Below are 12,746 nucleotides of genomic sequence, written 5' to 3'. Positions count from 1 at the left end.
CCGGCCGGGTTTGGGGGCCGGTGGCCGGGGCGGGGTGTGTGAATGCCGGACCGCGTGCGGGTGCCTGCAGGCTGCGCGGGCGTGCCGCGGGCGACCCGGGTGGCTGTTTCCGGCACCTGCCGCAACTGTCTGAAATTGCGCCGGAAACGGTGCCTGGCCGGTGTCTTGCCACTGACTTCTTTGCGCCTGCGCGCCGGGTCGTCCACAATAGTGGGCCCGCCGCGGTCCTTACCGGCGCCCCCGTGAGGGAGCCTTGGAGATGCGTGCGGTCGTTCCTATTCCCACGGTGACGCATGAATTTCCACGAATACCAGTCAAAACAGCTGCTTGCCGAGTACGGCATTCCCGTTCCGGCCGGCAAGGTCGCGGCTACCCCGGACGAAGCGGTTGACGCTGCCAACGCCCTGGGCCAGGGCCCCTGGATGGTCAAGGCGCAGATCCACGCTGGCGGCCGCGGCAAGGCTGGCGGCGTCAAGTTCTGCAAGACCACCGACGACGTGAAGGCCGCTGCGGCCAAGATGCTCGGCACCAAGATGGCCACCTACCAGACCGCCGGCGTTGAACTGCCGGTCAACCTGGTGCTGGTGACCACCGCTGGCGAGATCGTCAAGGAACTGTACCTGTCGGTGCTGGTTGACCGTGGCACCAAGACCATCACCTACATCGCCTCTTCGGAAGGCGGCGTGGAGATCGAGCAGGTCGCCGCTGAAACCCCCGAGCTGATCCACTCGCTCAACGTTGATTTCGTTGAAGGCGTGCAGGGTTACCACGGCCGTGATTTCGGCTTCAAGCTGGGCCTGACCGCCAAGCAGGCCGGCCAGTTCGCCAACATCATGGTGAACCTGTACCGCCTGTTCAACGAAAAGGACCTGGCCCTGGTTGAAATCAACCCGCTGGCCATCCTGGACGACGGCAACCTGTACGCGCTGGACGGCAAGTTCGACAGCGACGACAACGCCGCGTTCCGCCAGAAGGCCCTGGTCGCCATGCGCGACAAGACCCAGGAAGATCCGACCGAAGTGATCGCTTCGGAGCTGGACATCAACTACGTCACCATGGACGGCAACATCGGCTGCATGGTCAACGGCGCCGGCCTGGCCATGGCCACCATGGACGTCATCAAGCTCAACGGCGGCGAGCCGGCGAACTTCCTGGACGTGGGCGGCGGTGCGAACAAGCAGCGTGTCATTGAAGCCTTCAAGCTGATCCTGTCCTCGGACAAGGTCGAAGGCATCTTCGTCAACATCTTCGGCGGCATCGTCCGCTGCGACATGATTGCCGAAGGCATCATCGCCGCCGTGAAGGAAGTGGGCGTCAAGGTTCCGGTCGTGGTGCGCCTGGAAGGCACCAACGTGGAAGAAGGCAAGCAGCTGCTGCGCGACAGCGGCATGGCCATCATCCCGGCTGACAACATCAACGATGGCGCCAAGAAGATCGTTGAAGCTGTCAAGAACGCCGCCTGATCCCGACACCAAGGAATTCCCATGTCTGTTTTGATTAACAAGAACACCAAGGTGATCGTGCAGGGCTTCACCGGCCAGCAGGGCACCTTCCACGCCACTCAGATGATCGAGTACGGCACCCAGGTTGTTGGCGGCGTGACCCCCGGCAAGGGCGGCACCACCCACATCGACCTGCCGGTCTTCAACACCGTTGCCGACGCCGTGCAGAGCACCGGCGCCAACGCCTCGGTCATCTACGTGCCGCCGCCGTACGCGGCTGATGCGATCCTGGAAGCGGCGGCTGCCGGCATCCAGGTCATCGTGTGCATCACCGAAGGCATCCCGGTGCTGGACATGCTGCGCGTCAAGAACGTGCTGACCCGTTCGCATCCGGACACCGTGCTGATCGGGCCGAACTGCCCGGGCGTCATCACCCCGGGTGAGTGCAAGATCGGCATCATGCCGGGCCATATCCACCAGCCGGGCAAGATCGGCATCGTGTCGCGTTCGGGCACCCTGACCTATGAAGCGGTCAAGCAGACCACCGAAGTCGGCCTGGGCCAGTCCACCTGCATCGGCATCGGTGGTGACCCGATCAACGGCCTGAACTTCGTCGACTGCCTGAAGCTGTTCAACGAAGATCCGCAGACCGAAGGCATCATCATGGTCGGCGAAATCGGCGGTGACGCTGAAGAAGCCGGTGCCGAGTACATCAAGAACCACGTGAAGAAGCCGGTCGTCGGTTTCATCGCGGGCGCCTCGGCTCCGGCCGGCAAGCGCATGGGCCACGCCGGTGCGATCGCATCGGGCGGCAAGGGCACTGCCGAAGGCAAGTTTGCTGCCATGGAAGCTGCTGGCGTCGTGACCGTCCGTTCGCCGGGCGATCTGGGCGCTGCCATCGCCAAGCTGGTGAAATAAACCGCCGGCCGCACCGCGGCCGACGCGTAGGTAGAGCTGACCGTTGGTCAGCTGCCGGTAGAGCCGACCGTTGGTCAGCTGCCGGTAGAGCCGACCGTTGGTCAGCTGCCGGTAGAGCCGACCGTTGGTCAGCTACCGGTAGAGCCGACCGTTGGTCAGCTGCCGGTAGAGCCGACCGTTGGTCGGCTGCATTAAACAGAAAGGCCGCCTCCGGGCGGCCTTTCTGCGTTCAAGGCAACACCGGGACCGGTAGGTCCCCACGGTTGTCCGGTACGCACACCACGTAGTCCCGGCCGCTGGCCGGCGCCGCATCGTGCTGCCGCCGAATGCGTGGTTGCCGGCCAGCGGCCGGCACTACAATGAGCGCAGTACACCTACAGGCTGGAACCCCATGACGTCGCTCCGCATTGCCCTGGCGCAGTTCGATTTCCCGGTTGGCGCGGTGGCGCAGAACACCGACAACATCATCGCGATGATCGCCGAGGCGCGCGATGAGTATGGTGCCGAGCTGGTGGTGTTCCCCGAGCTGGCGATCAGCGGCTACCCGCCGGAGGATCTGCTGCTGCGCCCGGGCTTCCTGTACGACTGCCAGCAGGCGCTGGAGCGCATCGCGGCGGCCACCACGGGGATCGCGGCCGTGGTCGGTTGGCCCCAGGCAGCCGGCGCGGTGGTCTACAACGCGGCCAGCGTGCTGCGCGATGGCAAGGTCGAGCACACCTACCGCAAGCGCGAGCTGCCCAACTACGCGGTGTTCGATGAGCGCCGTTATTTCGATGTCGATCCGGACGGCGGCAGCTGCGTGTTCGAACTGAAGGGCGTGCCGGTCGGTGTACTGGTCTGCGAGGACCTGTGGTTCGCCGAACCGCTGGCCGATACCGTCCGCGCCGGCGCGCAGCTGGTGGTCGTGCCCAATGCCTCCCCGTATGAGCGCGGCAAGCACGCCCAGCGCGACGCGCTGCTGGCCGAGCGTACCCGTGAGAGCGGGGCCGCGATCGCCTACCTCAACGTGGTGGGCGGCCAGGACGCGCTGGTGTTCGATGGCGCCTCGGTGGTCGCCGATGGGGATGGCACGGTGCACCCGGCCGCCGCGGCCTTCACCGACCAGTGGCTGGTCGTGGATTACGACGCGGGTGCGCGCCGCTTCCTGCCGCGCGAGTGGATCGACGACGGCGACGAAAGCATGGATGCGCTGGCCTGGCGCGCGGTGACCCGCGGTATCCAGGATTACTGCCGCAAGAACGGTTTCAAGAAGGTCTGGCTCGGCCTGTCCGGCGGCATCGATTCGGCGCTGGTGCTGGCGATGGCGGTGGACGCGCTGGGCGCCGCCAACGTCACCGCAGTGCGGCTGCCGTCGCGCTACACGGCGGACATGTCCAACGACCTGGCGGCCGAACAGTGCCGCGCGCTGGGCGTGACGCTGGAAGCGGTCTCGATCGAGCCGGTGTTCGAAGGCCTGATGGCCGCGCTGGGCCCGATGTTCGAGGGGCAGGCGGCGGATGTGACCGAAGAGAACCTGCAGTCGCGCAGCCGCGGCGTGATCCTGATGGCGCTGTCCAACAAGTTCGGCGGGCTGCTGCTGACCACCGGCAACAAGAGCGAGTATGCGGTCGGCTACGCCACCATCTACGGCGACATGTGCGGTGGCTATGCGCCGCTGAAGGACCTGTACAAGACCGAGGTGTTCGGCCTGTCCAAGTGGCGCAACACCGTAGGCGGTGCGCCGGTGATCCCACCGGCGGTGATTTCCCGCCCGCCCTCGGCCGAGCTGCGCGCCAACCAGACCGACCAGGATTCGCTGCCGGCCTATGACGTGCTGGACGGCATCCTGTACCGCTACGTGGACCAGGAGCAGTCACGCGAGGAGATCGTGGCCGCCGGCTACGCCGCCGAGGTGGTGGACCGTGTGCTGCGCCTGGTGCGCACCAGCGAGTGGAAGCGCCACCAGGCAGCCCCAGGGCCGAAGGTCTCGCGCCGGGCATTCGGGCGTGAGCGGCGGTACCCGATCAGTAACGGGTACAAGGGCTGAGCTGCCTGGCGAGGAGCGATTGCCGGCTACGGTGACGTATCCAGCAACGCTTCCAGTGCGGTGATTTCTTCCAACGCGTTGTAGGCCGGCGCGCCGGCGTCCAGGCGCGCGCGCACGAAGGCGAGGCCATCGGCTGCCGCTGCGTCCAGCGTGCCGCGGTGATCGACCGGGTAGGCGCGGAACGCGACCGGTTCGCCGCGCAGCGCCAGGCCAGCGGCGTACAGAAGCGTGGTGACGTAGGGCACATCGCGGTCCTGGCGCCCGTAGCCGAGCATCAATGGCTGGCTGAAGCCGCGCCGTGGCACGCCCAGATAATCGTGCAGCAGCGTCCAGATGCCAGGCACGGTGTACAGCGGCGCGCTGAACATGTCACCGGTATTGGCGCCTTCCAACAACGTGCTCAGGTCACCCAGGCAGTGCTGGCGGGCCAGCGCGACGCGCGCGCGCCCGTGTTCGGACAGTACCTGGTCGATGTGTGGCGCAAGCTGCAGCAGACCGTCCAGCAGGTAGGCGTGGTACGCATTGAGCGCGCCGGGATTGGCTGTGAGGTTGTCGGGTTTCATCACCAGTGCGGTCAGTTCCACGGCGGTGGGCGTGCCGGTGGTGAAACTGCCCCGGTATTCCAGCGACGGGCCGCCGTAGCCAGGCCCGATATGGCCGGCGGCGAGCGCGGCCGCCCCTCCCTGGGAGTGGCCCACCGAGACCCAGCGCGGGGCGAGGGTCGCCGGGCCGAGGTACTGACGGCTGGCCTTGATCATGTCGATGGTGTTGCGCGCAGCGGTCCCGACGTGGAGATAAGCATGCTCGCCGGGGCTGCCCAGCCCCTGGTAGTCCGCGGCTGCCACGGCGTAGCCCCGGGCCAGGAACTGGTCGAGGAAGCGGCCATCGCGCTCGGGCTGGAAGGGACCGGAAACCGATGGCGCACAGTGATCGGCAACGCCCTGGGTGCCATGCGCCCAGGAGACAACCGGCCAGCCACCGGGGGGGGCAGTGCCCGCTGGCAGGTACAGAAGCCCCGTGCCTTGGGCTAGGTGGCCGTGGTGGTCGGGCGTGCGATAGCTCAGTTTGTAGGCACGGGCGGCCCGGGAAGGCACCCAACTGGCCTGATAGGACTCGGCCGAGATGAGATCGCCTGCCTGCGACGGCGCAGTGGAACCGGCTGCACCGGCGGCGAGGCCGAGGGTGGCGGAGACGAACACGAGGGATGCGGCGCGCAGATGGACGATCTTGAACAGCATGCAGACTCCTTGCGGGCGGGTGTGGCCGTGAGGTGTCAGTCTGAATAGCGCGGATCGTTGGCGTTGAGATGCCAGTCCCAAAAGGAGCGGCTTGGGAAACGTCCCTTGACGGAAAAGGCCCCTTTCGGGGCCTTTTTTTCTTACTTGCGATTCATCGTGGCGTTGCGTTCACCGGTACTGGCGGACTTCTCGCCGGCAAACGGGTTCAGCTTGCGGACCATCCACGGATACTTCGGCCAGTTGCCCTGCAGCCACGGGTGGTCGGGCTGGTTCAGCTCGAGGACGCGGCGGGCATCGTCGGCCAGGGTCTTGTTGCCCAGGCGGGTGTAGGCCTCGCCCAGCGCGGCCACGGCGTCGTACTGGAACGCGCTCTGCGGGTAGTTCTCCAGCAGGAAGTTGGCGCGGCCAGCGGCCGAGACGTACGCCTCGCGGCGCAGGTAGTACAGGGCGTTGTCCAGCTCGTACTGGGCGAACACGTCGCGCAGGGCGATCATCCGCTGGCGCGCATCTGCGGCGTAGCGGCTGTTGGGGTAGCGCTCGGTGACGATGGTGAAATCGGCATAGGCCTGGCGCGGGCTCGACAGGTCGCGGCGGCTCGGGTCCAGCGACCAGACGCGGCGCAGGAAGACCGTGTCGCGGTTGCCATTGGCCAGGCCGCGCAGGTAGTACATGTAGGCGATGTTGCGGTGGGTCGGGTAGGTACGGATGAAGCGGTCCACGCTGGACACCGCGTCATCGTGCTTGCCGGCCTTGTACTGCGCGTAGGCGCTCTCGATCATGGCCTGCTCGGTGTACGGGCCATACGGGTACTGGGCTACCAGGCGGCGGAAGCTGGCTTCGGCACCGCTCCAGTTCCCCCCTTCCATGAGCTTGTGGCTCTTCTCATAGAGCGTTTCGACCGGCAGGCCTTCATCCGGATTATTGCCCTTGGTGCCGCGGTGACAGCCGGTGGCGACGAAGAGCAGCACCAGCATCAGGGCGGCGAGGCGGACGGGCGCGGACAGCATAACGGAGCGTCGGATCATGGGGTCAGGGCGGGACGCGGCTGGAATACGAAGGGTCGATGATAGCCTAGTGGCCTGTCCCGCGACTGAAACTGGTCGGCCGGACCCCAAAATTGTCCCTATTGCGGTGTTCCCCCATGTCCGATACCCCTGCTGATTCCGATTCCCCCCGCCAGGCCATCGTGCCCGATACCGCCGCCGGCCGGCGTTTCGACGCGGTCCTGGCCGAGCTGTTCCCCGAATTCTCCCGGTCCAAGCTGACCGAGTGGATCAAGTCCGGGGACGTCCTGCTGGACGGCGACACCGTGCGCGGGCGCGACCCGGTGCGCGGCGGCGAGGTGGCCAGCCTGCATGTCGTGCTCGACACCCAGACCCATGCCGAGCCGGAGGACATCCCGCTGGAGGTCCTGTACGAGGACGAGCACGTGTTCGTGATCAACAAGCCGGTCGGCCTGGTGGTCCATCCCGGCGCGGGCAACCCGACCGGTACCCTGGTCAATGCGCTTCTGTTCCGCGACCCCTCGCTGTCGGTGCTGCCGCGCGCGGGCATCGTGCACCGCCTGGACAAGGACACCAGCGGCGTGATGGTGATCGCCCGCACGATCCAGGCGCAGACCGCACTGGTGGAGCAGCTCTCCGCGCGCGAAGTGCACCGCCAGTACCTGGCCGTGGTGGTGGGTGCGCTGGTCTCCGGCGGCACCGCGACCGCCGGCATCGACCGCCACCCGCGCGACCGCATCCGCATGGCCGTGCGCGAAGACGGCAAGGAAGCGATCACGCATTACCGCCTGCGCGAGCGTTTCCGTGCGCACACCGCGCTGGAGTGCCGCCTGGAAACCGGCCGTACCCACCAGATCCGCGTGCACATGGCGCACCTGCGTCACCCGATCATCGGCGATCAGCTGTATGGCGGTGCGCTGAAGCTGCCCAAGGGCGCCAGCGATGAACTGGTCGCCGAGCTGCGCGGCTTCAAGCGCCAGGCGCTGCACGCTGAAACGCTGGAATTCGTGCACCCGATCACCGGTGAGAAGATCACCAACAGCGCGCCGCCGCCGGCTGACATGCAGGCCCTGCTGCACGCCCTGCGCGAAGACAGCAAGCGCTTCGCCGAGCAGGAACGCAACCGCCGCTGATGGACGCCACCGTGCCCGTGCTGCGCGCCGACTGGCAGGCCCCGAGCGGGGTCCATGCGCTGACCACCCTGCGTTTCGGCGCGGGCGGTTCGGTGGCGCCGTTCGACCAGTTCAACATGGGCAACCGGTACTCGGCCGATGGTGACGACCCGGCGCAGGTGCAGCGCAACCGTGACCTGCTGGTGCCCGGGCTGGGCCTGCCCTCGGCGCCGCATTGGCTGCGCCAGGTGCATGGCACCGGCGTGCGCCGCTTCACCGCGCCGCCGACCGCCACGGGTGTGGAGGCTGAACCGACTGCCGATGCCGCCGTGACCTCGGTGCCGGGCGTGGTGCTGGCGATTCTCACCGCCGACTGCCTGCCGGTGGTGTTCGCCGCGCGCGATGGCGGTGAGATCGGCGCCGCCCATGCCGGGTGGCGCGGGCTGGCCGATGGGATGCTGGAGGCCACCGTGGCCGCCCTGCAGACCCCGCCCGCGCAGCTGCAGGCGTGGCTGGGGCCGGCCGCCGGGCCGGCGCTGTACGAGATCGGCGAGGACGTGTTCGAGGCCTTCGTGGAGCGCGACGAGGGCGCTGCGGCGGCATTCGTGGCAACACGGCCGGGGCACTGGAAGGTCGACCTGTACGCGTTGGCCCGCCGGCGCCTGCAGGCCGCCGGGCTGGACCCGGCCAGCATCAGTGGCGGGCAGTACTGCACGCTGGCCGATCCGCAGCGGTTCTACTCGCACCGGCGCGACCGCCGCACCGGGCGCATGGCGACCCTGGCGTGGATCGCGCCGTGACCGTCTGAACGATCGTGACGAGCCGGCCAGCGGCCGGCACTACCGTACGCGCTTCCCGTAGCCCGGCGGCATCACCCTTCCAGGGCCTGAAGATACGTCTGCCGCCAATGATTGATGTCGTAGGTGCGCAGGTGGTCCATCATCGCCTGCCAGCGCTCCACGCGCTTCTTCAGCGGCATCGTCGCGGCCGTGGCGATCGCATCGGCCACGCCATCGAGGTCATGTGGATTGACCAGCAGTGCCTGCTTGAGTTCATCGGCAGCGCCGGCCAGCAGTGACAGCACCAGTACGCCCGGATTCTCCGGATCCTGCGAGGCGACGTATTCCTTGGCAACCAGGTTCATGCCGTCGCGCAACGGGGTCACCAGGCCCACCGCCGCCGCCCGGTAGAAGCCGGTCAGGGTGGCATGGGTGAAGTTCTGGTTGACGTAGCGCAACGGGGTCCAGTCCGGCGCGGCATGCCCGCCGTTGATGTGCCCGGCGATCTGTTCCAGTTGGCCGCGCAGCTGCCGGTACTCGGTGACATCGCCACGGGATACCGGGGCGATCTGCAGATACGTGAGCGAGCCATGCTGGTCCGGGTGGCGTTCCAGATACCGCTCGAAACCCTGGAAGCGTTCGGGCAGGCCCTTGGAGTAGTCCAGCCGGTCCACGCCGATCGCCAGCTGGCGATTGCGCAGGCTGCCGCGCAGGTCCTTGACCGCTGGCTTGTTCGCCCCGGCCTTGGCCTGCCGCGCAATGAACTCGGTATCGATGCCGATCGGGAAGGCCGCGGCGCGGAAGCGTCGGCCGCCGGGCGCTTCCAGCTCGCCATCGGGCAGCACCCGGCCGCCACCGAACAGGCGCACGTAGGACTGGAAACGGTCCGCATCGCGCTGGGTCTGGAAGCCGACCAGGTCATAGGCGTACAGGCTGGAGAACAACCGCAGGTGGTCGGGCATGGCCTGCAGCAGGTCCGCCGAGGGCATCGGCACGTGCAGGAAGAAGCCGATCCGGCAGCCGATGCCACGTTCGCGCAGCAGCGAGGCGAGCGGGATCAGGTGGTAATCGTGGATCCAGACGATGTCGTCTTCGCGCAGCAGCGGGGCGAGCTTCTCGGCGAACAGCGCGTTGACCCGGCGGTACGTTTCGCGCGTCCCGCGGTCGTAGTCGACCAGGTCCAGCCGGAAGTGCAGCAATGGCCACAGCGTGCGATTGGCGAAGCCGTTGTAGTAGCCGTCCACATCGCGCTTGTTGAGGTCCATGGTGACGTAGCGGATGTCACCGTCCACCTGCTCGTGCAGCGTGCCGCTGTTGTCGCGTACCGACTTGCCGCTCCAGCCGAACCACAGGCCGCCACGCTCTTTGAGCGCGGCGAGCAGGCCGACCGCCAGACCGCCGGCGCGGGATTCACCGGGAACGGCGACCCGGTTGGACACGACGACCAGGCGGCTCATGATGCCTCCTGCCAGCTGCGCGACAGGCGCATGGCGGCGGTGATCAGGCCCACGTGCGAATAGGTCTGCGGGAAGTTGCCCCAGGCCTCGCCATTGTCAAAGGCCAGGTCTTCGGAGAGCAGGCCCAGGTGATTGCGGCGCTCCAGCAGCATCTCGAACATCTCGCGCGCTTCATCCAGGCGACCGATCGCGGCAAGCGCATCGATGTACCAGAAGGTGCAGATGGTGAAGCTGGTTTCCGGTTCGCCGAAGTCATCCGGCGCCACGTAACGGTACAGCGCGTTGCCATGTTTGAGATCGCGGCCGATCGCCTCGACGGTCGCGACAAAGCGTGCGTCGGTGGCGTCGATGAACCCGATGTCGGCCAGCAGCAGCAACGAGGCATCCAGGCGGTGGCCACCGAAGGTATCGGTGAAGTGCCCGAGCGCTTCGCTCCACGAGTCGCGCATGATCCGCGCATGGATGATGTCGGCACGCTCGCGCCAGTAGGTGGCGCGGTCATCCAGCTTCAGCCGCACCGCGATCTTGCACAGGCGGTCGCAGGCGGCCCAGCACATCGCGCTGGTGTAGGTATGCACTTCGGTGCGGCCGCGGAACTCCCACAGCCCGGCATCGGGCACGTCATGCAGGGTGAAGGCCTGCTCGCCGAGCGGCTCCAGCCGCGCGAAGGTGTGTGCATCGCCCGGGTCCTGCAGGCGGCGATCGAAGAACAGCTGCGTGGAGGCGAGCACCACGCTGCCGTAGACATCGTGCTGGCGCTGCACCCAGGCCAGGTTGCCGCGGCGCACCGGCCCCATGCCGCGGTAGCCGGACAGCGAGGGGACTTCGCTTTCTTCCAGCTTGGCCTCGAAGCTGATGCCGTACAGCGGCTGCAGGCTGCCATCGGCGGTGGCCAGGTTGAAGATGTAGCCCAGGAACTGCTCCATCGTGCGCGTGGCGCCGAGGCGGTTGAGCGTACGCACCACGAAGGCGGCATCGCGCAGCCAGCAATAGCGGTAATCCCAGTTGCGGATGCTGCCGGGCGCTTCGGGAATGGAGGTCGTCATCGCGGCGATGATCGCGCCGCTGTCTTCGTACTGGCACAGTTTCAGCGTGATCGCGCTGCGGATCACCGCGTCCTGCCATTCCAGCGGGATGGACAGATAGCGCACCCATTCGCGCCAGTAGTCGCGCGTGCGCTGGAAGGATTCCTGTACGTAGCCGCTGAGCGAACGGTTGAGCGATTCGTCCACGCCCAGTACCAGGTGCACCGGGTGGTTGAGCACGAACGGCAGGCCGTCGCGCACGAAGCGCAGCGGCACATCCGTGGTCAGGCGCAGCACATGGTCGGGCAGCACCCAGCGGATGTGGTTGCTGCCCCAGGTGGAATCGGGAACACGCGCGCCCCAGTCGGCCAGTGGCCGGGCGCGCACGATGATGCGCGGGTTGCCGGACAGCGGGCGGACCTGGCGGATCAGGCTGACCGGCCGGTAGAAGCGGTCGTTCTGGCGCCAGCGCGGCGCGAAATCGATGATTTCCAGCGCGCCGCCATGCTTGTCGCGCAGCACGGTGCGCAGGATGGCGGTGTTGGTCAGGTAGCTCTGTTCGCTCTCGACCATGTCCTCCAGCTCGATGCCGAAGTCACCGCCCTGTTGTTGATTGGGGCCAAGCAGGGCGCAGAAGGTGGGGTCGCCGTCGAAGGTCGGCAGGCAGCTCCAGACGACGCGCGCGTGCTTGTCGATCAGCGCGCCGAAGCTGCCATTGCCGACCACGCCCAGATTCAGATCGGGTTCGCTCATGATGCAGGAAGTCTCGTGTCATGCCGCGGCGGCACACCGGTGGGGGAGACCTGCGCGCGGCGTCAGGGGGCCTTGGGGTCAAGGCATCAGTAGGCATTCTCGCGAAGCCAGGCGTGGACGCTGCGTATCGTCGGCAGCGAGAACACCGCATCGCTCGGCTCGCGCGCACCGACCAGCACGCTCCAGCCATGCAGATCATTGGCCGCGCCGAAGCCGAATTCATCGGTGAGGTCATCGCCGACGAACACCGGCATGCGATCACGGAACGGCGGGTGCAGCATCAGCTGCCGCATCGCACGCCCCTTGTCGCTGCCTTCAGGCAGGAATTCGATCACATGGTCGCCCGGCTGCAGCCGGTAGCCGCCATGCCCACGGATATGCCGTTCGGCAAACGCACGCACGTCATTGGCGGCATGCGGAGCACCACGCCAATGCAGGGCCAGGCTGCGGCCCTTGTCTTCAACGAGCACGCCGGGATAGCCATGCGCGAACCGCATCGCCTGCTGGTGCAGGGCGTGCAGCCACTCACTGGTATCGGCGGAGGGATCGCTGCTCTGCGCGCGCTGCTCGTGGTTGCGCAGCTCGTGGCCATGCAGGCCGGCGGCGGGCAGGCTCAGGGGAGCGAAGAGTTTGTCCAGCTGGGCCAGCGGCCGGCCGCTGATCAGCGCGACCGCGCCATCCAGGCGGTCGCTGATGCGTCCGATCGCCTCACGCACATCAGGCAGGAGCGCGACCGACTCGGGGTCGTCCGCGAATTCGATAAGGGTGCCATCCACGTCCAGGAACAGCGCACAGGCATCGTCCAGCAGCGGCGGCGGCGGACGTTGGGGGAAGTCGTTGGCCATGGTGACCAACATGCCAGCGTGGATGTGATCGCCAGGTCATGGCATCACCCACGCATCCTCCCGTTCACCACCGGTAGAGCCGACGGTCAGCCGGCTGCACCAAACCCGGTAGAGCCGACCGTCGGTCGGCTGCACAAACCCGGTAGA

At 67.2% G+C, this 12,746-nt stretch carries 10 protein-coding genes; 5 read left to right on the top strand and 5 right to left on the bottom strand.

Translation table 11 applies throughout. The features are described 5' to 3' along the window. Positions 1-293 precede the first annotated feature (293 nt). The 3 genes from sucC to PV764_RS06795 all read left to right on the top strand — a co-directional run bounded on the left by sucC (position 294) and on the right by PV764_RS06795 (position 4,386). Positions 294-1,463, top strand: a complete 1,170-nt coding sequence (gene sucC, locus PV764_RS06805) for an ADP-forming succinate--CoA ligase subunit beta (protein ID WP_019183942.1) — start codon at positions 294-296, stop codon at positions 1,461-1,463. A gap of 21 nt (positions 1,464-1,484) precedes the next feature. Beyond that, positions 1,485-2,360 carry a succinate--CoA ligase subunit alpha gene (sucD, locus tag PV764_RS06800; protein ID WP_019183943.1) on the top strand — a complete coding sequence of 292 codons (876 nt, stop codon included), beginning with the start codon at positions 1,485-1,487 and terminating at the stop codon, positions 2,358-2,360. A gap of 391 nt (positions 2,361-2,751) precedes the next feature. Then, positions 2,752-4,386 carry an NAD+ synthase gene (locus tag PV764_RS06795; RefSeq protein WP_019183944.1) on the top strand — a complete coding sequence of 545 codons (1,635 nt, stop codon included), beginning with the start codon at positions 2,752-2,754 and terminating at the stop codon, positions 4,384-4,386. A 26-nt stretch (positions 4,387-4,412) separates the two neighbouring features. Here the strand turns inward: PV764_RS06795 and PV764_RS06790 are convergent, their stop codons facing one another. Both PV764_RS06790 and PV764_RS06785 read right to left on the bottom strand, forming a co-directional pair. Continuing rightward, positions 4,413-5,624 (bottom strand): lipase family protein, encoded by a 1,212-nt coding sequence (locus PV764_RS06790; RefSeq protein WP_421116348.1) that lies wholly within the window; start codon positions 5,622-5,624, stop codon positions 4,413-4,415. 140 nt (positions 5,625-5,764) lie between these two features. Beyond that, positions 5,765-6,649, bottom strand: a complete 885-nt coding sequence (locus tag PV764_RS06785; protein WP_421116347.1) for an outer membrane protein assembly factor BamD — start codon at positions 6,647-6,649, stop codon at positions 5,765-5,767. A 116-nt stretch (positions 6,650-6,765) separates the two neighbouring features. Here PV764_RS06785 and rluD point away from each other — a divergent pair, with 116 nt between their 5' ends. Then, positions 6,766-7,761: a 23S rRNA pseudouridine(1911/1915/1917) synthase RluD gene (gene rluD, locus PV764_RS06780; protein WP_019183947.1), complete on the top strand. Its 996-nt coding sequence runs from the start codon at positions 6,766-6,768 to the stop codon at positions 7,759-7,761. Beyond that, entirely contained in the window at positions 7,761-8,540 is a 780-nt protein-coding gene (pgeF, locus tag PV764_RS06775) for a peptidoglycan editing factor PgeF (RefSeq protein ID WP_019183948.1), read from the top strand. The genes rluD and pgeF overlap by 1 nt, the downstream gene beginning before the upstream one ends. A 71-nt stretch (positions 8,541-8,611) precedes the next feature. Here the strand turns inward: pgeF and otsA are convergent, their stop codons facing one another. From otsA to otsB, 3 genes are all read right to left on the bottom strand, one after another. Continuing rightward, positions 8,612-9,976 (bottom strand): alpha,alpha-trehalose-phosphate synthase (UDP-forming), encoded by a 1,365-nt coding sequence (gene otsA / locus PV764_RS06770; protein ID WP_019183949.1) that lies wholly within the window; start codon positions 9,974-9,976, stop codon positions 8,612-8,614. Next, positions 9,973-11,754: a glycoside hydrolase family 15 protein gene (locus PV764_RS06765; protein WP_019183950.1), complete on the bottom strand. Its 1,782-nt coding sequence runs from the start codon at positions 11,752-11,754 to the stop codon at positions 9,973-9,975. Before PV764_RS06765 ends, otsA begins: the two co-directional genes overlap by 4 nt. A gap of 86 nt (positions 11,755-11,840) precedes the next feature. Next, positions 11,841-12,599, bottom strand: coding sequence for a trehalose-phosphatase (gene otsB, locus PV764_RS06760; protein WP_026069897.1), 759 nt, complete (start codon positions 12,597-12,599; stop codon positions 11,841-11,843). Positions 12,600-12,746: the final 147 nt, after the last annotated feature.

Source organism: Stenotrophomonas sp. AS1 (assembly GCF_048957655.1).
In the GTDB taxonomy this organism is placed as follows: Bacteria; Pseudomonadota; Gammaproteobacteria; order Xanthomonadales; family Xanthomonadaceae; genus Stenotrophomonas; species Stenotrophomonas bentonitica_A.
Note: the sequence above shows the minus strand (reverse complement) of the source record. Positions and strands in the feature narration are given on the sequence as shown.

Bases quoted from the DNA above. Each gene is read 5' to 3' on its own strand.
- otsA (WP_019183949.1), bottom strand. From the start codon at position 9,976: ATGAGCCGCCTGGTCGTCGTGTCCAACCGGGTCGCCGTTCCCGGTGAA.
- sucD (WP_019183943.1), top strand. From the start codon at position 1,485: ATGTCTGTTTTGATTAACAAGAACACCAAGGTGATCGTGCAGGGCTTC.
- PV764_RS06795 (WP_019183944.1), top strand. From the start codon at position 2,752: ATGACGTCGCTCCGCATTGCCCTGGCGCAGTTCGATTTCCCGGTTGGC.
- PV764_RS06785 (WP_421116347.1), bottom strand. From the start codon at position 6,649: ATGATCCGACGCTCCGTTATGCTGTCCGCGCCCGTCCGCCTCGCCGCC.
- PV764_RS06765 (WP_019183950.1), bottom strand. From the start codon at position 11,754: ATGAGCGAACCCGATCTGAATCTGGGCGTGGTCGGCAATGGCAGCTTC.
- sucC (WP_019183942.1), top strand. From the start codon at position 294: ATGAATTTCCACGAATACCAGTCAAAACAGCTGCTTGCCGAGTACGGC.
- otsB (WP_026069897.1), bottom strand. From the start codon at position 12,599: ATGGCCAACGACTTCCCCCAACGTCCGCCGCCGCCGCTGCTGGACGAT.
- pgeF (WP_019183948.1), top strand. From the start codon at position 7,761: ATGGACGCCACCGTGCCCGTGCTGCGCGCCGACTGGCAGGCCCCGAGC.
- PV764_RS06790 (WP_421116348.1), bottom strand. From the start codon at position 5,624: ATGCTGTTCAAGATCGTCCATCTGCGCGCCGCATCCCTCGTGTTCGTC.
- rluD (WP_019183947.1), top strand. From the start codon at position 6,766: ATGTCCGATACCCCTGCTGATTCCGATTCCCCCCGCCAGGCCATCGTG.